The sequence below is a fragment of the uncultured Streptococcus sp. genome (assembly GCF_963511325.1).
Taxonomy (GTDB): Bacteria; Bacillota; Bacilli; order Lactobacillales; family Streptococcaceae; genus Streptococcus.
The window spans coordinates 1-20,075 of record NZ_CAUPII010000031.1 but is presented as its reverse complement, the minus strand read 5'-3'; the positions used below and the strand labels follow the sequence as shown (position 1 = coordinate 20,075).

General features: G+C 40.3%; 22 protein-coding genes. 15 read left to right on the top strand and 7 right to left on the bottom strand.

Annotated features, from left to right (window positions below):
• Nucleotides 1-76 precede the first annotated feature (76 nt).
• Nucleotides 77-973 carry a TDT family transporter gene (locus RQ973_RS08110; RefSeq protein ID WP_311523576.1) on the top strand — a complete coding sequence of 299 codons (897 nt, stop codon included), beginning with the start codon at nt 77-79 and terminating at the stop codon, nt 971-973.
• A gap of 180 nt (nt 974-1,153) precedes the next feature.
• Here the strand turns inward: RQ973_RS08110 and RQ973_RS08105 are convergent, their stop codons facing one another.
• Genes RQ973_RS08105 through RQ973_RS08080 form a run of 6 tightly spaced genes read right to left on the bottom strand, consistent with a single transcriptional unit; the run spans nt 1,154 to nt 3,724 of the window.
• On the bottom strand, nt 1,154-1,693 hold the full coding sequence (locus RQ973_RS08105; RefSeq protein WP_311523575.1) for a DUF3278 domain-containing protein: 540 nt from the start codon (nt 1,691-1,693) through the stop codon (nt 1,154-1,156).
• 12 nt (nt 1,694-1,705) lie between these two features.
• Nucleotides 1,706-2,047 carry a hypothetical protein gene (locus tag RQ973_RS08100; RefSeq protein ID WP_311523574.1) on the bottom strand — a complete coding sequence of 114 codons (342 nt, stop codon included), beginning with the start codon at nt 2,045-2,047 and terminating at the stop codon, nt 1,706-1,708.
• 10 nt (nt 2,048-2,057) lie between these two features.
• Nucleotides 2,058-2,600 (bottom strand): DUF3278 domain-containing protein, encoded by a 543-nt coding sequence (locus RQ973_RS08095; RefSeq protein WP_311523573.1) that lies wholly within the window; start codon nt 2,598-2,600, stop codon nt 2,058-2,060.
• Nucleotides 2,601-2,626: 26 nt separating this feature from the next.
• Nucleotides 2,627-2,962: a hypothetical protein gene (locus tag RQ973_RS08090; protein WP_311523572.1), complete on the bottom strand. Its 336-nt coding sequence runs from the start codon at nt 2,960-2,962 to the stop codon at nt 2,627-2,629.
• Nucleotides 2,963-2,972: 10 nt separating this feature from the next.
• On the bottom strand, nt 2,973-3,515 hold the full coding sequence (locus RQ973_RS08085) for a DUF3278 domain-containing protein (RefSeq protein WP_311523571.1): 543 nt from the start codon (nt 3,513-3,515) through the stop codon (nt 2,973-2,975).
• Between the two features lie 14 nt (nt 3,516-3,529).
• A complete protein-coding gene (locus RQ973_RS08080) occupies nt 3,530-3,724 on the bottom strand; it encodes a helix-turn-helix transcriptional regulator (protein ID WP_001082477.1) in 195 nt (64 codons plus the stop codon).
• A gap of 207 nt (nt 3,725-3,931) precedes the next feature.
• Between RQ973_RS08080 and RQ973_RS08075 the strand changes: the two genes are divergently transcribed.
• The gene (locus RQ973_RS08075; protein ID WP_311523570.1) at nt 3,932-4,765 is read left to right on the top strand and encodes a metallophosphoesterase family protein; all 834 of its coding nucleotides are present in this window, start codon (nt 3,932-3,934) and stop codon (nt 4,763-4,765) included.
• Between the two features lie 63 nt (nt 4,766-4,828).
• Here RQ973_RS08075 and RQ973_RS08070 read toward each other — a convergent pair whose 3' ends face one another.
• Nucleotides 4,829-5,638 carry an amino acid ABC transporter substrate-binding protein gene (locus tag RQ973_RS08070; protein WP_311523569.1) on the bottom strand — a complete coding sequence of 270 codons (810 nt, stop codon included), beginning with the start codon at nt 5,636-5,638 and terminating at the stop codon, nt 4,829-4,831.
• 214 nt (nt 5,639-5,852) lie between these two features.
• On the opposite strand from RQ973_RS08070, the gene RQ973_RS08065 reads away from it, so the two are divergent.
• From RQ973_RS08065 to RQ973_RS08005, 13 genes are all read left to right on the top strand, one after another.
• Nucleotides 5,853-6,458 (top strand): nitroreductase family protein, encoded by a 606-nt coding sequence (locus RQ973_RS08065; protein ID WP_075229925.1) that lies wholly within the window; start codon nt 5,853-5,855, stop codon nt 6,456-6,458.
• Nucleotides 6,459-6,467: 9 nt separating this feature from the next.
• A complete protein-coding gene (gene pepV, locus RQ973_RS08060) occupies nt 6,468-7,868 on the top strand; it encodes a dipeptidase PepV (RefSeq protein ID WP_311523567.1) in 1,401 nt (466 codons plus the stop codon).
• A 50-nt stretch (nt 7,869-7,918) separates the two neighbouring features.
• Entirely contained in the window at nt 7,919-8,509 is a 591-nt protein-coding gene (locus tag RQ973_RS08055; protein ID WP_311523566.1) for a uracil-DNA glycosylase family protein, read from the top strand.
• Nucleotides 8,506-8,787, top strand: coding sequence for a rhodanese-like domain-containing protein (locus tag RQ973_RS08050; RefSeq protein ID WP_311523564.1), 282 nt, complete (start codon nt 8,506-8,508; stop codon nt 8,785-8,787). The genes RQ973_RS08055 and RQ973_RS08050 overlap by 4 nt, the downstream gene beginning before the upstream one ends.
• 164 nt (nt 8,788-8,951) lie before the next feature.
• The gene (brnQ, locus tag RQ973_RS08045; RefSeq protein WP_311523562.1) at nt 8,952-10,277 is read left to right on the top strand and encodes a branched-chain amino acid transport system II carrier protein; all 1,326 of its coding nucleotides are present in this window, start codon (nt 8,952-8,954) and stop codon (nt 10,275-10,277) included.
• Between the two features lie 96 nt (nt 10,278-10,373).
• Nucleotides 10,374-11,411 carry a M42 family metallopeptidase gene (locus RQ973_RS08040; protein WP_311523560.1) on the top strand — a complete coding sequence of 346 codons (1,038 nt, stop codon included), beginning with the start codon at nt 10,374-10,376 and terminating at the stop codon, nt 11,409-11,411.
• A gap of 17 nt (nt 11,412-11,428) precedes the next feature.
• Nucleotides 11,429-12,385, top strand: coding sequence for a hypothetical protein (locus RQ973_RS08035; RefSeq protein ID WP_311523558.1), 957 nt, complete (start codon nt 11,429-11,431; stop codon nt 12,383-12,385).
• A gap of 53 nt (nt 12,386-12,438) precedes the next feature.
• Nucleotides 12,439-12,900, top strand: a complete 462-nt coding sequence (locus tag RQ973_RS08030; RefSeq protein ID WP_311523557.1) for an HIT family protein — start codon at nt 12,439-12,441, stop codon at nt 12,898-12,900.
• A gap of 11 nt (nt 12,901-12,911) precedes the next feature.
• A complete protein-coding gene (gene ldcB / locus RQ973_RS08025; RefSeq protein ID WP_311523556.1) occupies nt 12,912-13,628 on the top strand; it encodes an LD-carboxypeptidase LdcB/DacB in 717 nt (238 codons plus the stop codon).
• A 276-nt stretch (nt 13,629-13,904) separates the two neighbouring features.
• Nucleotides 13,905-14,951: a phenylalanine--tRNA ligase subunit alpha gene (gene pheS, locus RQ973_RS08020; RefSeq protein ID WP_311523555.1), complete on the top strand. Its 1,047-nt coding sequence runs from the start codon at nt 13,905-13,907 to the stop codon at nt 14,949-14,951.
• 130 nt (nt 14,952-15,081) lie between these two features.
• Entirely contained in the window at nt 15,082-17,487 is a 2,406-nt protein-coding gene (gene pheT, locus RQ973_RS08015; protein WP_311523554.1) for a phenylalanine--tRNA ligase subunit beta, read from the top strand.
• Between the two features lie 279 nt (nt 17,488-17,766).
• Nucleotides 17,767-18,660 carry an ABC transporter ATP-binding protein gene (locus RQ973_RS08010; RefSeq protein ID WP_311523577.1) on the top strand — a complete coding sequence of 298 codons (894 nt, stop codon included), beginning with the start codon at nt 17,767-17,769 and terminating at the stop codon, nt 18,658-18,660.
• On the top strand, nt 18,657-19,856 hold the full coding sequence (locus RQ973_RS08005) for an ABC transporter permease (protein ID WP_311523552.1): 1,200 nt from the start codon (nt 18,657-18,659) through the stop codon (nt 19,854-19,856). The genes RQ973_RS08010 and RQ973_RS08005 overlap by 4 nt, the downstream gene beginning before the upstream one ends.
• The last annotated feature ends 219 nt before the right edge of the window (nt 19,857-20,075 follow it).

The window sequence follows — 20,075 nt, the reverse complement described above, 5'->3', positions numbered from 1 at the left end:
AAGTCCCCAATATCTTTGAATCATTAGAGTGCTTTTTTAAAACTAAATAACTATAACATGACTATTGGAGGTTCACATGAAAAAACTCCCCTTGGCCTTTTCAGGGTGCTTATTGGGATTGGCTGGAGCAGGCAATCTCATCCTGGATATTTTTCCACTATTATCGCACGTCTTTAGTTTGTCAGGCTTGATTTTATGGTTTTATTTTTTATACAGTCATCTTAGTGATTGGCAAGAGAGCCAGCAAGAACTTAAGAAAGCTCCTCTATTATCGGGAATGGCGACCTTTCCCATGGCAGGTATGATTTTATCAACCTATTTACTGCGAATCTTACCCACGAGTATGAGTATCATAGCGCAAGCTCTGTGGTGGTTTGCCTTTCTACTGGATGTAGGTTTAATCATCTACTTCACTAAAAATTATGTGCAGACTAAACCAAGAACGAGCGCAACGCCAAGTTGGACAGTTCTCTATGTAGGGATAGCAGTAGCAAGCTTGACCTACCCAGTCGTGGGCATAGTCGAGATTGCCTATGGCGCTTGGATTTTTGGTTTTACCTTAACCCTTTTCCTTTATCCTCTGATTTATCAAGATTTGAAAAGTAATCCATTGCCACGGGCTTTACTGGGGCAAGAAGGAATCTATTGTGCTCCCTTTTCTCTATTGTTAGCAGCACTCGTTCGGATCGGAGGTTCAGCACTTCATGTCTGGATTTTGCTAGTCATGATCCTTGCCTCACAGACTTTCTTTTTCTTTGTCCTCAGTCGTTTGCCAAGGATCTTAAAACAGGGATTTCAACCAGCTTTTTCAGCCCTAACCTTCCCAACTATCATCACAGCAACTTCATTGAAAATGGCCCAAGGTATTCTGCAGTTTCCAGTCCTAAACCTTCTCGTTTTTCTCGAAACGATCATTTGTTTAACAATTCTTGTCTATGTATTAGTAGAATATATGCGGTATTTAAGGAACTAAAAAAGCCCCTAGCACTGAGAAGTGTTAGGGGGGTGTTGTCGATAATAGACATAATCATACTCTTCGAAAATCAAATTCAAACCACGTCAGCGTCGCCTTACCGTACTCAAGTACAGCTTGCGGCTAGCTTCCTAGTTTGCTCTTTGATTTTCATTGAGTATCAATTAGTTCAGCTTTCTCCTACTGTTCTTCATGTTCGGATAAAAAATAATAAGTCATAGTACCGAAGATTGATCCTACTCCAAGTCCTACTAGTAGGAAAAGTGCGATCGTTTTGAGTTCTAGAAACTGCAAGAAGAAATCTGTAATCGAGTGATTTTCAAGGATTACTTTTTTGGAAAATAGGATAAATAAGTAGAGAGTTGGGATGCTAGTTCCAACTAACCAACTTCTTAACTTGATTTGCTGCTTGCTGTAAGTGATTTGTGGAATCTCGGATTGATCATCATCTTCTAAGTGGAGTCCTCTAGTAGAATATCTTGCCTTGAGACTGAGGGCAAAAATCATCAAGAAGTAGAGATAGGGCATAGCCATTCGTACTATCTCTATAAAGCGCCCAAACAACAGATAGAACAGGAAGAGAAGGAAGGAAGAGTAAAAGATTTGGACCATGGAACGGGCGCAAGCCTTATAGATGACCTCTTGGCGGCATTCATCAAAGGGTCCTTGGATATGAAAGAAATTTCGAACTAAGCGAGTTGTTAAGTCTTCTTTTTTCATGGTAGGGACCTCTTAATAACCTTGTTTTTGATTAACTTCTTTAAAGAGTTGATAGAGAGTATAGAAGTAGACTAGACTAAAAACGATACAGATGGTTAGAAATAGTAGATATCTCCAATCCATAGAATTCGTTAACAGTTGTGGGAAAGATACGAGGATAAAGCAGAGAGATGCGTTTAAGAGGCGTATTTTTTTTGATTTGATTTTCTGAAATCTTTGTCCTTTGTTCAAGACAGGAAGGGCTAAGAGGAAGATGATCAGAAAAGGACGCGTAATCTGCCCATAAACTAGGAAAACTGTCATAAAGATACTGACCAAAATATGGCTGAGAATTAAAGTTTGTAGTGATTTCATAAGTTTCCTCCTAATCGTCATCTTGATCTTCTCTAGCTTTTTGAATACGAAGAGTGATGACAATATGCACTGTTAATCCGAAAAAGAAGGCTGCAACGATGGTTGACAAGATACTTCTTGTATTCAAGAGAGCGGTAAGATAGCTTTTGCTATCATCCATTAGGATATTGAGAAGTGGCATTCCAAAGAACATGGCTATTCCATAAACCAGACCAGCTTTAAGTCCAGGATTACGTAACTGTTTCTTTTCCTTCTGGCTCAACATATCAGGATCGATAGCAGCAATACCAGTTTTTTTAGTTTGAGTAGTGACATAGAAAGAACAAACCAAGGAAATCAGAAAAATAATGATTGGATATCCGAAAGCGACCATTTGGGGATATTTATAGGCAAGAACAAAGGGGATGAAATTGCCTAGAGTCATGAGGTAAAAGAGAATCATAAAGACTTTATTCCCGATGTGGTCAGCCTCGCGTCGTTTGTGTTCATCAAGTGGCCCTGAAATGCCATAGATACGTTTGATCAGTTTTTCATAGAGGGGTTCTTTTTTCATGGGTAATTTCTCCTAAATGAACGATGTTATTTTGTTTCTTTTACGAATTGATAGAGATAATAAAGATAAGTAATAGAAGAAAGGATAGCGATAGTTAGCAATAGATAATATTTCCAATCGTTTGAAATAACCGTCAGTTGTGGTAAGGATAGAAAGGATAGAATCATAAAGAATAGTGCTAAGTTGAGTATGCGCGTTTTTTGAGAGTCGATCTTTAGGTAAGTCAATCCTTTGTTGAGTGCTGGAACAAAGACTGGAAGGAGGACTATATCGTAGATTGGCAAGTTCCCTGAAACGATGATGAAGATGAGCAGTGAAGCAAACAAAAGATGATAGGTAAGTAAAATTACTAGTGATTTCATAGGGTACCTCCTAATCCTTATCCTGCTCTTTTTTAGCTCTTGCAATGCGACGGGAGATGAGGAACTGTATGCTCGCTCCGAAGAATATAGAACCGAAAATGCTTGCTAAGCCATTTCTTATAGTGAGAAGAGACTGAAGATAGTCCTGACTCTCACCTAGCAGTATATGGAGAAGAGGGGTTGAAAAAAAACTCATTAATCCATAGACTGTCCCAGCTTTCAGACCAGGGTAGTGTAGTTGCTTACTTTCTTTCTCATTCAGCATATCTGGTTCAATAGTTGTAATCCCTGTTTTTTGCATTTGGTAGGTGACATAGCCAGCAGCGATGAGGGCAATCACTAAAATCAGAGGAGGATAGACTAGAGCCACTAGTTGAGGATATTTATAGGCTAGAACGAGTGGAATAAGATTGCCGAAAATCATCAGATAAAAGAGAATCATGAAGACTTTATTTCCAATGCGGTCAGCTTCGCGCCGTTTGTATTCGTCAAGCGGATCAGAAATACCGTAAGTGCGTTTGATCAGTTTTTCCGTGAAGGTTTCTTTTTTCATTTTTCTTCTCCTTTTTAACAATCATCCTCCCAAAAGAGACTGTTGAGGTCAGTTTGGAGGCTTCGAGCGAGATTGAGACAAAGTTCCAGGGTAGGATTGTACTTGTCGTTCTCAATCATGTTAATGGTTTGTCTCGAGACACCAATATCCTTGGCAAGTTCGAGTTGGGACTTTCCCAGTTCCTTGCGAAATTCTTTTACACGATTCATGCTTCCTCCTTTTTATTTATGTCACATATATTTGACTATAGTATATTCTTTTAAAAATAAAATGTCAACTATTTTTGACATATTTTTAAAAGAATCTTGGTGATAATATTTCTATGTGAAAATCTTCTAGCGATTTTATGGTATAATGAAGAAAAATAAGAGTGATTTGGATACCCTGAATGCTATCCACTAAAGAAAGAGCAGAAAATGAACCATAAGATTGCAATTTTATCAGACATTCATGGCAATACGACGGCCTTAGCTGCAGTGCTTGAGGACGCAAAAAATTTGGGAGCGACTGAATATTGGCTTTTGGGAGATATTTTTCTACCTGGGCCGGGAGCAAATGACTTGGTGGCTCTTTTGAAAGACCTACCCCTTACAGCATCCGTTCGAGGTAATTGGGATGATTGTGTCTTAGAGGCTTTAGATGGGCAATATGGTTTAGAGGATCCAGAAGAAATTCAGCTTCTCAGAATGACCCAATATCTGACGGAGGACCTAAATCCAGAGCATATTGATTGGTTGAGAAAGCTACCTATGGTAACCAAGAAAGAAGTCGAAGACTTGCGCTTCTCACTTTCTCATAATTTGCCTGAGAAAAATTATGGTGGTGATTTGCTGGTTGAAAATAATACCGAAAAATTTGACCAGCTACTTGATGAAACTACTGATGTAGCCGTCTATGGACATGTTCATAAACAGCTCTTGCGTTATGGTAGCCAAGGGCAACAAATTATCAATCCAGGTTCGATTGGTATGCCTTATTTTAACTGGAAAGAGCTGAAAAATCACCGAGCCCAGTATGCCTTACTCGAAGTTGAAAATGGTGAATTGGTCAATATCCAATTTCGTAAGGTTACCTATGATTATGAAGCAGAGTTAGAATTAGCCCAGACCAAATACCTTCCTTTCATCGAAATGTATGAAGAGTTACGACGTGAGGACAACTATCAAGGCCATAATAGAGATTTGTTAGCTAGTTTAATTGAAATGCATGGCTATGTGGAAGATGTGAAGAACTATTTTGATTTTTTGTAAGAGTTGCTTTAATTAACAGATACTAAATAAACGATTGGACTAGCCAATCGTTTTTAATATATCTTATTGTAATTGAGATTGATCTGGTAGGTAAGAACCACCGAGATAGGTTTTGCTGAGTTTTTCAAGGGTTCCGTCTTGGTAGAGTTCTTTGAGGACCTTGTCAAATTGTTCTTTAAATTCTTTTTGATCGCTTGAGAAGATAATGTAGTTGTTTGGATTGTCATTGCTTTCCAAGTCGACTATGTTCAAGTCTAAACCTCGGTCTTGGATGATTTTTTGAAAAGAGATTTTATCAAAGATTAGGAAATCAAATTCACCATTTGAAAGATCAGTCAGACGTTTAGCGACATCCTCACCAGAGTATTGGATAGTTGCAGGATTGTCGGAGTGGTTTTGATTCCAGTCTGTAACGACCTTGGCAGTAGAAGTTCCGGTGTCATCCTGGGTTGTTTTACCAGCTATGTCTTGAAGAGAAGTAAGTGCCTTGTCTTTTCTTCTCACAAGAACCAAAGGATTTTTTGCGATAGGTAGCGAGTAGAGGTATTTGTCTGTTATTTCTTTGGTGTAGCTCAAGTTGTTGGCAGCAGCTTGGTAACGGCCAGCATCCACTCCAGGGAAGATACTTTCCCAAGCTGTTTTTTGAAATTCAATCTTGTATTGATCCAGTTTTTCATCGACTGCTTTTAAAACCTCAACATCATATCCGGTCAAATTACCATCTTTTTCAAAATCAAAAGGTGGGATGTCTCCAGCAGTTGCTACGACAATGGTTTTAGGACTAGCAGTGGCAGTAGAAGTACTATCTTGTTTGGCTTGTCCACAGGCGATCAACAAGGGACTGATGGCTAATAATAAGAATAATTTTTTCATAAGATAATGGTATCTAGTTTACCAGACAATCAATCAGATATCTAATATATATTTTTTATGGAGATGATAGAGAAACATTATAATTTTAAAATGGAGCCTAGAACTGAATGTGGAATTTGAAAAAAGATAATTTGTTTCACTAATGAAAAATCTCTGCAAGCTCTTTCAAAATATGGTAAAATGGAAGCAGTAGAATTAGAAAAGGAAATCAATTATGAAATTTCTTGAGTTAAATAAAAAACGTCATGCGACTAAGCATTTTATTGATAAACCGGTTGATCCGAAGGATGTTCGTACAGCTATAGAAATCGCAACCTTGGCACCGAGTGCTCACAACAGTCAGCCTTGGAAGTTTGTTGTGGTTCGTGAGAGAAATGCTGAATTAGCAAAATTAGCTTACGGTTCAAACTTTGAGCAGGTAGCATCTGCCCCTGTAACCATTGCCTTGTTTACAGATACTGACCTAGCTAAACGAGCTCGCAAGATTGCCCGTGTTGGTGGAGCAAAGAACTTCTCAGAAGAACAACTTCAGTACTTTATGAAAAATCTTCCAGCAGAGTTTGCGCGTTACAATGAACAACAAATCAGTGACTACCTAGCCCTTAATGCAGGGTTGGTTGCGATGAACTTAGTCCTTGCATTGACTGACCAGGGAATCGGATCAAATATTATCCTTGGTTTTGATAAATCAAAAACTAATGAAGTCTTGGAAATTGAAGAACGTTTCCGTCCAGAACTTTTGATCACAGTAGGATACACAGACGAGAAATTGGAACCAAGTTACCGCTTGCCAGTAGATGAAATTATCGAAAAAAGATAGGAAGTAAAAATGACAGTTATTGATTTTACAGCAGAAGTAGAAAAACGTAAAGAAGCCCTCTTGGCTGACTTGTTTAGCCTTTTGGAAATCAACTCAGAACGTGATGATAGTAAGGCAGATGCGGAGCACCCTTTTGGACCTGGTCCAGTAAAAGCTTTGGAGAAATTCCTTGAAATCGCAGACCGTGATGGTTACCCAACAAAAAATGTCGACAACTATGCAGGTCATTTCGAGTTTGGCCAAGGGGAAGAAGTTCTCGGTATCTTTGCTCACATGGACGTGGTTCCTGCTGGTAGCGGTTGGGATACAGATCCTTACACACCGACTATCAAAGACGGTCGCCTTTATGCGCGTGGAGCTTCTGATGACAAGGGACCTACAACAGCTTGTTACTATGGTTTGAAAATCATCAAAGAATTGGGACTTCCAACTTCTAAAAAAGTTCGCTTTATCGTCGGAACTGATGAAGAATCAGGTTGGGCAGACATGGACTACTACTTTGAGCATGTAGGACTTGCGAAGCCAGACTTTGGTTTCTCTCCTGATGCTGAGTTCCCTATCATCAACGGTGAAAAAGGAAATATAACAGAGTACCTTCACTTTGCTGGTGAAAATACTGGTGCAGCTCGTCTTCACAGCTTTACAGGTGGCTTGCGTGAAAACATGGTACCTGAGTCAGCAACGGCAGTTGTTTCAGGTGACTTGGCTGACTTGCAAGCGAAACTAGATGCCTTTGTTGCAGAGCACAAGCTCAGAGGAGAAATCCTAGAAGAGAACGGCAAGTACAAGGTTACGATTATCGGTAAATCTGCTCATGGTGCTATGCCTGCTTCAGGTGTCAATGGTGCGACTTACCTAGCCCTCTTCCTCAGCCAGTTTGCTTTTGAAGGACCTGCAAAAGACTTCCTTGACATTGCTGGTAAGATTCTCCTAAATGACCATGAAGGCAAAAACTTGAAAGTGGCTCATGTGGATGAAAAGATGGGTGCTCTTTCTATGAATGCTGGTGTCTTCCGCTTTGATGAAACAAGTGTAGACAATACCATTGCCCTTAACTTCCGTTATCCAAAAGGAACAAGCCCTGAGCAAATCAAATCAGTTCTTGAAAACTTGCCTGTTGCTTCAGTTAGCCTTTCTGAACATGGGCACACTCCTCACTATGTGCCAATGGAAGACCCACTCGTTCAAACCTTGTTGAATGTTTATGAAAAACAAACAGGTCTTAAAGGTCACGAACAAGTCATCGGTGGTGGAACATTTGGACGTTTGTTAGAGCGTGGTGTCGCTTACGGTGCTATGTTCCCAGATTCTATCGATACTATGCACCAAGCCAACGAATTTATCGCCTTGGATGATCTCTTCCGTGCAGCAGCCATCTACGCTGAAGCTATCTATGAATTGATCAAATAATGATCTAGAAGTCTGAGATTTAATGCTTAGACTTCTTTTTGGAGGAGAAAATGTCTCAAATTGAAAGAATCAAGCAAGCTATTATGGCTGATCCCCAGAATGCCAGCTATACTGAGCAAGGCATCGAGCCACTCTTTGCGGCTCCAAAGACTGCTCGTATCAATATCATTGGGCAGGCGCCAGGTCTCAAAACCCAGGAAGCAGGACTATACTGGAAGGATAAAAGTGGTGACCGCCTGCGCGAGTGGCTAGGTGTGGATGAAGACACCTTTTACAATTCAGGTTACTTTGCAGTCATGCCCATGGATTTCTACTTTCCAGGTCATGGAAAATCGGGTGACCTGCCACCTCGTCCAGGTTTTGCAGAAAAATGGCATCCAGAACTCTTGAAGGAATTGCCAGATATTCAATTAACACTCTTGATTGGTCAGTATGCCCAAGCCTACTATCTACATGAGAAAGTTAGTGGCAAGGTGACAGACCGTGTGCGTCGCTTTAAAGATTATTTGCCTGATTATTTCCCTCTGGTACACCCATCACCACGTAATCAAATTTGGATGAAAAAAAATCCTTGGTTTGAGGAAGAAGTGGTTCCTGACTTAAAAGATAGAATACAAAAAATTCTCGGAGAAGAAAAATGAAAGAAATTACTTTTAACAATTTTTACCAGCTTTATCAGAAAGAGTCGCTTTCTGTATTGGATGTGAGAGAAGTAGAGGAATTTGAGGCTCTTCATTTAGAAGGTGTTCGTAATTTCCCTCTCAGTCAACTGGCAGATACTTATGAGCAACTAGATAAAACCCAGCCTTACTATGTGATCTGTAAATCAGGAATACGTTCCGCACGTGCCTGCCAATTTTTAACAGAACAAGGCTATGAGGTTATCAATGTTCAAGGTGGCATGGATGCCTTTGAATAAGAAAATCTCCCTTTGAGACCGAAAATAAGAAAGGTTTTAAAGGGAGTTTATTTGCTCTAAAAATCAGAAAATTGAAAACATTTTAAAATTATTTCGAGATAGCCTTTTCAAGCCTTTAATCATGTTATACTAAGAAAGTATTTTATTTTTAATAAGGAGAGTTTATGGCTAAAAAAGGTGCTTTAACAGGATTACTCCTGTTTGGAATATTTTTTGGAGCAGGTAACTTGATTTTCCCTCCAACTCTAGGCGCACAGTCTGGAGAAAACTTTCTCCCTGCCATTGCAGGATTTGTATTTTCAGGTGTTGGGATTGCCGTCCTAACCTTGATCATTGGAACCCTTAATCCAAAGGGCTATATCTATGAAATTTCTAAGAAAATTTCACCATGGTTTGCGACAATTTATCTTGCAGCTTTGTACTTGTCGATTGGCCCATTCTTTGCCATCCCTCGTACAGCAACGACATCGTTTGAAGTTGGTATTAGTCCACTCTTGGATCAAGCCGATAAAGGTTTAGGTTTGATTGTCTTCACCATTCTCTACTTTGTAGCTGCCTACCTAATCTCGTTGAATCCTTCAAAAATCTTGGATCGTATCGGTCGAGTCTTGACTCCAGTTTTTGCCATCTTAATTGTTATTCTGGTTATCCTTGGAGCTTTCAAGTATGGTGGGAACGCACCACAAGCAGCGTCAGGAGCTTATCAAGCTTCAGCCTTTGGAGCCGGTTTCCTTGAAGGATACAATACACTTGATGCGCTTGCTTCGGTTGCCTTCAGTGTTATTGCAGTACAAACCTTGAAACAACTTGGTTTTTCAAACAAGAAAGAGTACATTTCAACCATTTGGGTGGTTGGAATCGTTGTAGCACTCGGATTTAGTGCTCTCTATATTGGATTAGGTTTCTTGGGCAATCATTTCCCAGTAACAGAAGAAGCAATGAAGAGCGGAACTCCTGGCGTTTATATCTTGTCTCAAGCGACTCAAGAAATCTTTGGTTCTACTGCTCAGCTTTTCCTTGCGGCTATGGTAACCGTTACTTGCTTTACAACGACTGTAGGGTTGATTGTATCAACTGCTGAGTTCTTTAACGGACGTTTCCCACAAATCAGCTACAAGGTTTATGCGACTGTCTTTACCTTGATTGGTTTTGCCATTGCAAATCTTGGTTTGAGTGCTATTATTAAGTACTCTGTACCAGTTCTCGTTATTTTGTACCCAATTACGATTGCCATTGTCATGATTGTGATTGTGAACAAGTTTGTTGCTCTTTCTAAACCAGGAATGCAATTAACTGTTGGTATTGTCACAGCTATTGCTATTGCAAGTGTTTTAGGATCTACTTTTAAAGTTGAGGTCCTTGCAAATATCGTGAACGCTCTACCATTTGCTAAGGCTTCATTGCCATGGTTAGTACCAGCGATTATCGGTATTCTACTTTCTCTTGTTCTTCCAAATAAACAAGAAAGTGAAGCTTTTGACATGGAATAATCACTAAAATCACTTTTGTAGCTAAGTCTACAGGAGTGATTTTCTTTTTTATCCGATGATAAATGTGTTATAATAGGTAGCAAAAGAGGTGAAAAAATGAATCAAACTGTAGAATATATCAAAGAACTAACTGCTATTGCATCACCGACAGGTTTTACGCGTGAAATTACGAATTATTTAGTTGAGACTCTTGAAAAACTAGGTTATCAACCAATCCGTACTGCCAAAGGTGGTGTCAACGTCACTGTTAAAGGTAAAAATGACGAGCAACAGCGTTTTATAACTGCCCATGTGGATACCTTGGGGGCTATTGTCCGTGCTGTTAAACCAGACGGTCGTCTTAAGATGGACCGTATCGGTGGCTATCCTTGGAATATGATTGAGGGAGAAAACTGTACGGTTCATGTGGCAAGCACAGGTAAAACGGTATCTGGAACCATTTTGATCCACCAGACTTCTTGTCACGTATACAAGGACGCTGGAACTGCGGAACGTACACAGGACAATATGGAAGTTCGTTTGGATGAAAAAGTCACCAACGAAAAAGAAACACGCGCACTCGGTATCGAAGTTGGAGACTTTATCAGTTTTGACCCACGAACTGTCGTGACTGAGACAGGCTTTATCAAGTCTCGTCATTTGGATGATAAGGTCAGCGCAGCTATTCTCCTTAATCTCCTCAAAGTCTACAAAGAAGAAGGAGTTGAACTTCCAGTTACTACGCATTTTGCCTTTTCAGTCTTTGAAGAAGTGGGGCATGGTGCTAACTCAAGTATTCCAAGTCAAGTTGTCGAATATCTAGCTGTGGATATGGGAGCGATGGGAGATGACCAGCAGACGGATGAGTACACAGTATCTATTTGTGTCAAGGATGCTTCTGGACCTTACCACTATGAATTCCGTCAACACTTGGTAGCTCTCGCAAAAGAGCAAGACATTCTATTCAAACTCGATATCTATCCATTTTACGGTTCGGATGCTTCGGCAGCGATGTCAGCTGGAGCAGAGGTTAAGCACGCTCTTCTAGGAGCAGGTATTGAGTCAAGTCACTCATACGAGCGTACTCATACTGATTCTGTAGTGGCTACTGAGCGTATGGTAGATGCTTATCTCAAGAGTGAGTTGGTAGACTGAAGAGTCGATAAAGTACTATGTATGAAATACTGAAACAAATAGCAACGCCTGCTATAATAACAGGATTGATTTCGAGTTTGTATGCTTATTTTCAAAAGAAAAAAGAGGACTATCGTAAGTATGTGTATGAAAATAAACAAGAAAACTTTAAAGAACTAGTTGTTTATGCTGATGAACTGGTCGATAAAGGAATTACTAATCCAGATTTAGAAAAACTACTTTTTAAAATTTCTCAAAAAATTAATCCGTATGGACGAAAAATAAAAACTTTTGGAAAATATCAGTGGATAGAAGATGATGGATATGTGTGGTATCAAATAGAAATTATAGAGAAAAAACTTGCTTCTCAAATACTTCAAATAGAAGATTTAAAAGAACTAGCTCATCGGATACAAATTTCTAAACGATTACTAGATATTAAAGTAGAAAATAATATTCCGCTCATAAATTCAGCTAAAATATGGTTTAATTTATTTCAGTATGCGATGTTATTACTTCAGCTATTTTTCATATACTCTGGGTATAAGAGTTTTATCGAACAACCCACTGGATTCTCTTTGTTATTAGCTTATTGGTTGATTGTTATTGTAACCTTAATTTTTTTACTCCCAGAATTGAGTATTAATGAAAGCGATGATAGAAAATCTGAAATACGCATTACAGTACTCCTTTTCGTTATTGCCGCAGTTGATGCTGGAATAGCGTATTATTTGTATAATAATTCTTTTATTGCTCTGCTTGTTGGAATGGTTTCATTTTGTCTAAGTCTTGGTGAAGTAATTTCAAAAGCTATTATTTTCGGGGAAAGTGAAATTGGTAAAGTATCTACAATTTATATCGAAGAATATAGAAAACTACAGGGACCTAAGTTAAGTGAGAGACGCTTAAGAAATTATTTTAAAGTTATTCCATTTTTAAATAAGATTAAGATTTTATTTCATAAAGATAAGAGGGAGGGGAATGATGACCTATAAACACCGACTCTTTGACCTTAATCACACCCTTTTAGAGTTGAAAGGAGCAACTTATGTGCCTCATCTGTCAACGAATTGAACTCATCAAGTCTGGTGATAATCCCTACTTTGTCAAGGAATTAGAAACAGGCTATGTTGTTATTGGTGATCATCAGTATTTTGAAGGTTACACTCTGTTTTTAGCAAAGGAACATGTCACAGAACTACATCATCTAGATCCAAGTGTTAAACTTCGTTTTTTAGAGGAAATGAGTATGGTTCAGGAAGCTGTCTCTAAAGCTTTTTCTGCTGAAAAGATGAATGTAGAGTTGCTTGGAAATGGAGATGCCCATGTCCACTGGCATATTTTCCCTAGACGAGAGGGGGATATGAAGGGACACGGTCTTAATGGTCGTGGTCCAGTCTGGTGGGTTCCTTGGGAAGAAATGATTGCTGAAGAATATCAGGTTAAGGGAAGCAAATTAGAAGACTTGATTGCAAGATTATCTGAGACTTTAAACCAGATGATTAAATGAAAGGATAACAGATGAAAAAAAGATACCTTATCTTATCAGGATTATTAGCCTTGACATTGGCAGCTTGTTCACAAGAAAAATCAGCGACTTCTGACGCAAAAACTTCTTCAGAGCAATCAACTGTCCAAGAAGGAACTGCGGGAAGTAAGTCTCAGGAAGCTAGTCAAAAGAAAGCAGAAGTGGTTAACAAAGGAGATCACTACAGCATTCAAGGCAAGTACGATGAGATTGTTGTGGCTAATAAGCATTATCCTATGTCAAAAGATTACAATCCTGGAGAAAATCCTACCGCAAAGGCAGAACTGTTAAAACTCATTGCAGCTATGCAACAAGCAGGTTTCCCAATTAGTGATCACTATAGTGGGTTTAGAAGTTATGAAACTCAAACACAGCTTTATCAGAACTATATAAATAAAGATGGCAAGGCTGAAGCTGACCGCTATTCTGCAAGACCTGGTTATAGTGAACACCAAACTGGCTTAGCTTTTGATCTGATTGGAACAAATGGAGACCTAGTCACTGAAGAAAAGGCAGCCCAATGGCTATTGAACCATGCTGCAGACTATGGCTTTGTTGTTCGTTATCTAAAAGGTAAGGAAAAGGAGACGGGTTATATGGCTGAGGAATGGCACCTTCGCTATGTTGGCAAAGAAGCCAAAGAAATTGCAGCAAGTGGCCTCAGTTTGGAAGAGTATTACGGCTTTGAAGGTGGAGACTATGTTGATTAGTCGCAAAACATCTTGCAAGATTACTTAAAATTTGATAAAATGAATAATAATTAAATAGGAATCTGCAAGACTAGTATCTCAGGGGAAGTATATCAGGGAGGAGAGCCGTGACTGAAAGCTCTCTATATGAAAGCTGGGTGAATTCACTTGCCTATGGATTCAGAAATAAAGGTCTGACTTGTCAGATGAAAACGGATGGTACCGCGTGTCAACGCTCCGAATGGAGTTTTTGGCATGTGGTTTTCTTTTTATCTACGAGAGACTGATGGAGGAATTATGTCAACTATTGAAGAACAATTAAAAGCGCTTCGTGAAGAAACGCTAGCTAGCCTGAAGCAGATTACTGCTGAAAATGAAAAAGAGATGCAAGAATTGCGTGTCTCAATCCTTGGTAAAAAAGGGTCACTGACTGAAATCCTTAAAGGGATGAAAGACGTTTCTGCTGAAATGCGCCCTGTTATCGGAAAACACGTCAATGAGGCTCGTGATGTCTTAACAGCTGCTTTTGAAGAAACAGCTAAGCTCTTGGAAGAAAAGAAAGTGGAAGCTCAACTAGCAAGTGAGAGCATTGATGTGACACTTCCAGGTCGTCCAGTTGCGACTGGTCACCGTCACGTTTTGACACAAACTAGTGAAGAAATTGAAGATATTTTCATCGGTATGGGTTACCAAGTTGTGGATGGATTTGAAGTGGAGCAAGATTACTACAACTTTGAACGTATGAACCTTCCAAAAGACCACCCAGCTCGTGATATGCAGGACACTTTCTATATCACAGAAGAAATCTTGCTCCGTACCCACACATCTCCAGTTCAGGCGCGTGCGATGGATGCCCATGACTTCTCTAAAGGTCCTTTGAAAATGATCTCTCCAGGGCGTGTTTTCCGTCGTGATACGGACGATGCAACCCACAGTCACCAATTCCACCAAATCGAAGGCTTGGTTGTTGGGAAAAACATCTCTATGGCCGATCTTCAAGGAACTCTTCAGTTGATTGTACAAAAAATGTTTGGTGAAGAGCGCCAGATTCGTCTGCGTCCATCTTACTTCCCGTTCACAGAGCCATCTGTTGAAGTTGACGTTTCATGCTTTAAGTGTGGAGGAGACGGCTGTAACGTATGTAAGAAAACTGGTTGGATTGAGATTATGGGTGCCGGCATGGTTCACCCACGTGTCCTTGAGATGAGTGGTATCGATGCGACTGTTTACTCTGGTTTTGCCTTTGGTCTTGGTCAAGAGCGTGTAGCCATGCTTCGCTACGGAATCAACGATATCCGTGGATTCTACCAAGGAGATGTCCGCTTCTCAGAACAGTTTAAATAAGATTGAAACCTGAAACACAGTCCTATACAGTTCTAGTCATTTCCTCTCGGTGAGAAATGGCAAGAGCTTACTCGAAGAAAAAGAAAGGAATTGAAAAGGTCTCGATTGATGAGATCTTACGATCAGAATTATGTTAGTATCATACAAATGGTTAAAAGAATTGGTGGACATTGATGTGCCATCACAAGAGTTGGCTGAGAAAATGTCAACTACAGGGATCGAAGTAGAAGGTGTTGAATCACCGGCTGCCGGTCTCTCAAAAATTGTTGTCGGTGAGGTCTTGTCTTGTGAAGATGTGCCAGAAACTCACCTCCATGTTTGTCAGGTTAACGTTGGCGAAGAAGAAGCCCGTCAAATCGTCTGTGGAGCACCAAATGTGCGTGCAGGCATCAAGGTTATGGTGGCTCTTCCAGGTGCTCGTATTGCTGACAACTACAAGATCAAAAAAGGAAAAATCCGTGGCTTAGAGTCACTTGGAATGATCTGTTCCCTTGGTGAATTGGGGATTTCTGATTCAGTTGTACCAAAGGAATTCGCAGATGGCATCCAAATCTTGCCAGAAAATGCCGTTCCAGGTGAGGAAGTCTTCTCATACCTAGACTTGGATGATGAAATCATCGAGCTTTCTATTACACCAAACCGTGCGGACGCTCTTTCTATGCGTGGAGTAGCTCACGAAGTAGCAGCTATCTATGACAAGGCAGTCAACTTTAAAGAATTTACCTTAACAGAAACAGACCAAGCTGCAGCCGATGCTCTTTCTGTCAGCATTGAGACAGACAAGGCGCCTTACTATGCAGCCCGTATCTTGGACAATGTGACCATCGCACCGAGTCCACAATGGTTGCAAAACCTACTCATGAACGAGGGTATTCGTCCGATTAATAACGTGGTCGACGTGACCAACTACATCCTACTTTACTTTGGTCAACCTATGCATGCCTTTGACTTGGATACCTTTGAAGGAAACGATATCCGTGTGCGTGAGGCGCGTGCTGGTGAAAAATTGGTAACCTTAGATGGAGAAGAACGTGAGTTGGAAGCAACTGACTTAGTCATTACTGTTGCTGACAAACCAGTAGCCCTTGCAGGCGTCATGGGTGGTCAAGAAACAGAAATCTCTGGAAAGTCTAGTCGTGTCGTCCTTGAAGCTGCTGTTTTCAATGGCAAATCTATCCGTAAGACAAGTGGTCGTCTTAACCTTCGTTCTGAGTCATCTTCTCGCTTTGAAAAAGGCATTAATGTGGCAACTGTTAACGAAGCTCTTGATGCGGCAGCTAGCATGATTGCAGAGCTTGCAGGTGCGACGGTGCGTAAAGGCATTGTTTCAGCGGGCCAGCTTGATACTTCAGATGTGGAGGTTTCTTCGACTCTTGCAGACGTTAATCGCGTCCTTGGTACGGAGCTTTCTTACGCGGATTTAGAAGACGTCTTCCGTCGTCTTGGCTTTGGCCTTTCTGGAAATGCAGATAGCTTTACAGTCAGCGTCCCACGTCGTCGTTGGGATATCACTATCGAGGCAGACCTCTTTGAAGAAATCGCTCGGATTTATGGTTACGATCGCTTGCCAACTAGCCTTCCAAAAGATGACGGTACAGCTGGTGAATTGACTGCGACACAAAAACTTCGACGTCAAGTTCGTACGATTGCTGAAGGAGCAGGTTTGACAGAAATCATCACCTATGCTCTAACAACTCCTGAAAAAGCAGTTGAGTTCACAGCTCAACCAAGTAACCTTACGGAACTTATGTGGCCAATGACAGTGGATCGTTCTGTCCTCCGTCAAAATATGATTTCTGGTATCCTTGATACGGTGGCTTATAACGTAGCTCGTAAGAATAAAAACTTGGCCCTTTACGAGATTGGGAAAGTTTTTGAACAAACTGGCAATCCAAAAGAAGAACTTCCAAATGAAATCAACAGTTTTGCCTTTGCCTTGACAGGCTTGGTTGCTGAAAAAGATTTCCAAACAGCAGCAGTTCCAGTTGATTTCTTCTATGCTAAGGGAATCCTAGAAGCATTATTTACTCGCTTGGGACTAGAAGTGATCTATACAGCAACATCTGAAATCGCTAGCCTTCATCCAGGTCGTACAGCAGTCATTTCACTCGGTGACCAAGTTCTTGGTTTTCTTGGCCAAGTGCATCCAGTCACTGCTAAGGCTTACGATATTCCAGAAACGTATGTAGCTGAGCTCAACCTTTCAGCCATCGAGGCTTCCCTTCAACCTGCTAATCCATTTGTAGAAATTACTAAATTCCCAGCAGTCAGCCGTGATGTTGCCCTCCTTCTCAAAGCAGAAGTGACTCACCAAGAAGTTGTGGATGCTATCCAAGCTGCCGGCGTGAAACGTTTGACAGCTATCAAACTCTTTGACGTCTTCTCAGGCGAAAAATTGGGACTAGGTATGAAGTCAATGGCTTATAGCTTGACTTTCCAAAATCCTGAAGATAGCTTAACGGACGAAGAAGTCGCACGCAACATGGAAAAAATCCAAGCATCGCTCGAAGAAAAAGTCAATGCAGAAGTGCGTTAAATCATCAATCCATCCTTCGGGGTGGATTTTTGAATTTTGAGATAACAATTCAGGACTGAAAATGAACATTTGAGGACATAGCCAACGGATTTATCAAGAAATGAGTATAATAAATTTATCACTTAAAATCTGGAGGACTAAAATGCTTGGTGATGAGGCAATAAAGTCCTTATCCAGTAAACTCCCTTCTTAAGAGTCATGATTTAAAAATGTACATAAATCATTGTAAATGCTATCAAAAAGGAGTATAATGAGTGCAATAAATTTCGGAGGTGGATGATGCTCGAAGTAAGAAATCTAGAGAAAAGTTTTGGTCCTAAGCAAGTTTTGTTTGGTGTTGACTTTCAAGCAAGACCAGGGCGTATTTTGGGACTAGTCGGGAAAAATGGAGCTGGGAAAACAACTATTTTTCACAGTATTTTGAAATTTTTAGACTATCAAGGGGAGATTGAGCTTGATGGTCAAGACATTCGTCAGGAGACCTATGCTCGCATTGGTTATCTACCTGAAGAACGCAGTCTTATGCCTAAATTGACAGTCCTTGAACAAGTTCGTTACTTGGCGACCCTAAAAGGCATGGACACCAAGGAAATCAAAGAAAAACTCCCTCAATGGATGGAAAAACTGGAAGTTAAGGGGAAACTGACGGACAAGATTAAAAGTCTCTCAAAAGGAAATCAACAGAAGATTCAGTTGATTATCACTTTGATTCATGAACCAGACTTGATTATCCTAGATGAGCCTTTTAGTGGCTTGGATCCAGTTAATACCGAACTTCTTAAGCGGGTTATCTTGAAAGAAAAAGAACGCGGCGCGACCATTATCTTTTCTGACCATGTCATGACCAATGTCGAAGAACTTTGTGATGATATCCTCATGATTCGTGATGGGCGTGTGGTCTTGCATGGACCGGTTCAAGAGGTTCGCAATCAATACGGGAAAACACGACTTTTTGTTTCTAGTGACCGAAGCAAGGAAGAACTGGAGAGCCTTCCTCATGTCAAACAGGTTAGCTTGACCAAGCAAGGTAGCTGGAAGTTGATCTTGGATGATGAAAGTGCAGGTAGAGAACTCTTCCCAATCTTGACTCAAGGTCAATATATCGCGACGTTTGATCAACAAGCTCCAACAATCGATGAAATCTTTAAATTAGAATCAGGGGTGGAAGTATGAGAAATATGTGGGTTGTAATCAAAGAAACCTATCTAAGACATGTCAAGTCGTGGAGTTTCTTCTTTATGGTGATTTCGCCTTTCCTCTTTTTAGGTCTATCTGGAGGAATTGGTGTTCTCCAAGGTTCTTCCTTGGCTCAAAATAGTAAGGTAGCAGTAGTTAGTTCTGTTCCTCTTGTTACAGAAGAACTTAAATCGACCAATGGTCTTAACTTTGACTATAAGGATGAAGCGAGTGCCCAAGCCGCTATCAAGGATGAGAAAATAAAAGGTTATCTGACCATTGACCAGGAGAATAGTGTCCTTAAGGCAGTCTATCATGGTGAAACTTCACTAGAGAGTGGAATTAAATTAGCAGTGACCGCTAAGTTGAATGAACTCCAATCCCAACTCAACCGTTCAGAAGCAAATTTGTCTCAGGAACAGGAAAAACGCTTGGCTCAAACGGTTCAATTTACAGAGAAAATTGATGAAGCCAAGGAAAATAAAAAGATGGTCCAAACCTTTGCGGCTGCAGGACTGGGATTCTTCCTTTATATGATCTTAATCACTTATGCTAGTGTTACTGCTCAGGAAGTAGCCAGCGAGAAAGGGACCAAAATCATGGAAGTGGTCTTCTCCAGTATTCGTGCCAGCCATTACTTCTACGCCCGCATGATTGCTCTGCTCCTAGTCATTTTAAGTCATATTGGGATTTATGTCGTTGGTGGTCTTGGAGCTATCTTATTCTTTAAGGATATGCCTTTCTTGGCCCAGTCTGGTCTTCTAAACCACTTGGGAGAAGCCTTCTCGCTTAACACCTTATTATTTATCTTAGTCAGTCTCTTCATGTATGTAGTCTTGGCAGCCTTCTTAGGTTCTATGGTTTCTCGACCTGAAGATGCAGGAAAGGCCTTATCTCCGTTGATGATTTTGATAATAGCTGGTTTTGTTGGCGTTACTGCCCTAGGCGCTGCAGGAGACAATTTGATTTTGAAAATCGGTTCTTATATTCCTTTCATTTCTACCTTCTTTATGCCATTCAGAGCTATCAATGGTTACGCAAATGGACTAGAAGCATGGATTTCGCTTGCTATAACGATTATTTTTGCAGTAACTGCAACAGCTTTTATCGGACGTATGTATGCTAGTTTGGTTCTTCAAACGGATGATTTGGGGATCTGGAAAACCTTTAAACGAGCTTTAAGCTATAAATAAAGTCACGGACCTGTGAGTGTATCTCCCAGGTCTTTTATACTCTTCGAAAATCTCTTCAAATCATGTCAGCTTCCATCTGCAACCTCAAAACAGTGTTTTGAGCAGCCTGTGGCTAGCTTCCTAGTTTGCTCTTTGATTTTCATTGAGTATTAATTAGCTGAAATATTTGCTAAATTCGCAAACTAAGTTCCACCGCTATTAGAAGTGGAAGTTAATCTG

Excerpts from the sequence above, each read along its gene's own strand:
- RQ973_RS08110 (WP_311523576.1), top strand. The coding sequence starts at position 77 with ATGAAAAAACTCCCCTTGGCCTTTTCAGGGTGCTTATTGGGATTGGCT.
- RQ973_RS08105 (WP_311523575.1), bottom strand. The coding sequence starts at position 1,693 with ATGAAAAAAGAAGACTTAACAACTCGCTTAGTTCGAAATTTCTTTCAT.
- RQ973_RS08100 (WP_311523574.1), bottom strand. The coding sequence starts at position 2,047 with ATGAAATCACTACAAACTTTAATTCTCAGCCATATTTTGGTCAGTATC.
- RQ973_RS08095 (WP_311523573.1), bottom strand. The coding sequence starts at position 2,600 with ATGAAAAAAGAACCCCTCTATGAAAAACTGATCAAACGTATCTATGGC.
- RQ973_RS08090 (WP_311523572.1), bottom strand. The coding sequence starts at position 2,962 with ATGAAATCACTAGTAATTTTACTTACCTATCATCTTTTGTTTGCTTCA.
- RQ973_RS08085 (WP_311523571.1), bottom strand. The coding sequence starts at position 3,515 with ATGAAAAAAGAAACCTTCACGGAAAAACTGATCAAACGCACTTACGGT.
- RQ973_RS08080 (WP_001082477.1), bottom strand. The coding sequence starts at position 3,724 with ATGAATCGTGTAAAAGAATTTCGCAAGGAACTGGGAAAGTCCCAACTC.
- RQ973_RS08075 (WP_311523570.1), top strand. The coding sequence starts at position 3,932 with ATGAACCATAAGATTGCAATTTTATCAGACATTCATGGCAATACGACG.
- RQ973_RS08070 (WP_311523569.1), bottom strand. The coding sequence starts at position 5,638 with ATGAAAAAATTATTCTTATTATTAGCCATCAGTCCCTTGTTGATCGCC.
- RQ973_RS08065 (WP_075229925.1), top strand. The coding sequence starts at position 5,853 with ATGAAATTTCTTGAGTTAAATAAAAAACGTCATGCGACTAAGCATTTT.
- pepV (WP_311523567.1), top strand. The coding sequence starts at position 6,468 with ATGACAGTTATTGATTTTACAGCAGAAGTAGAAAAACGTAAAGAAGCC.
- RQ973_RS08055 (WP_311523566.1), top strand. The coding sequence starts at position 7,919 with ATGTCTCAAATTGAAAGAATCAAGCAAGCTATTATGGCTGATCCCCAG.
- RQ973_RS08050 (WP_311523564.1), top strand. The coding sequence starts at position 8,506 with ATGAAAGAAATTACTTTTAACAATTTTTACCAGCTTTATCAGAAAGAG.
- brnQ (WP_311523562.1), top strand. The coding sequence starts at position 8,952 with ATGGCTAAAAAAGGTGCTTTAACAGGATTACTCCTGTTTGGAATATTT.
- RQ973_RS08040 (WP_311523560.1), top strand. The coding sequence starts at position 10,374 with ATGAATCAAACTGTAGAATATATCAAAGAACTAACTGCTATTGCATCA.
- RQ973_RS08035 (WP_311523558.1), top strand. The coding sequence starts at position 11,429 with ATGTATGAAATACTGAAACAAATAGCAACGCCTGCTATAATAACAGGA.
- RQ973_RS08030 (WP_311523557.1), top strand. The coding sequence starts at position 12,439 with ATGTGCCTCATCTGTCAACGAATTGAACTCATCAAGTCTGGTGATAAT.
- ldcB (WP_311523556.1), top strand. The coding sequence starts at position 12,912 with ATGAAAAAAAGATACCTTATCTTATCAGGATTATTAGCCTTGACATTG.
- pheS (WP_311523555.1), top strand. The coding sequence starts at position 13,905 with ATGTCAACTATTGAAGAACAATTAAAAGCGCTTCGTGAAGAAACGCTA.
- pheT (WP_311523554.1), top strand. The coding sequence starts at position 15,082 with ATGTTAGTATCATACAAATGGTTAAAAGAATTGGTGGACATTGATGTG.
- RQ973_RS08010 (WP_311523577.1), top strand. The coding sequence starts at position 17,767 with ATGCTCGAAGTAAGAAATCTAGAGAAAAGTTTTGGTCCTAAGCAAGTT.
- RQ973_RS08005 (WP_311523552.1), top strand. The coding sequence starts at position 18,657 with ATGAGAAATATGTGGGTTGTAATCAAAGAAACCTATCTAAGACATGTC.